1 protein-coding gene is annotated in these 500 nt (G+C 43.0%); it reads left to right on the forward strand.

Annotated elements, in window-relative coordinates; translation table 11 throughout:
* Nucleotides 1-500: class I SAM-dependent rRNA methyltransferase (locus R7R78_RS29935; protein ID WP_318119966.1), on the forward strand; the 500-nt coding region annotated here is incomplete at both ends.

The raw sequence follows: 500 nt of genomic DNA on the forward strand, positions 1-500 counted from the left end.
GCGTGAAAATCAGTGTCGACATTGTAGGTGGACATAAAACAGGCTTCTACCTAGACCAGCGTGACAGTCGTCAACAAGTGATGAAGTACGTTAAAGATAAAGAAGTACTGAACTGCTTCTCTTACACGGGTGGCTTTGGTCTTTACGCACTGAAAGGCGGCGCAAAACGCGTAATTAATGCGGATGTATCTCAGCCAGCATTGGACACAGCAAAATACAATGCAGAACTGAACGAGTTTGATATCTCGAAAAAGCGCGCTGTTTTCTTAAACGCAGATGTATTTAAACTGCTTCGTGAATACCGTGACCAAGGTACTCAGTTTGATGTGGTTATCATGGATCCACCTAAGTTTGCAGAAAGCAAAGCGCAACTAAATGGCGCATGTCGTGGTTACAAAGACATCAATATGTTGGCGATGCAAATTTTAAAACCTGGTGGCACGCTACTGACCTACTCTTGCTCTGGCTTAATGGACCAAGTTTTGTTCCAAAAAATCATT

This window comes from Vibrio sp. 2134-1, from assembly GCF_033339495.1.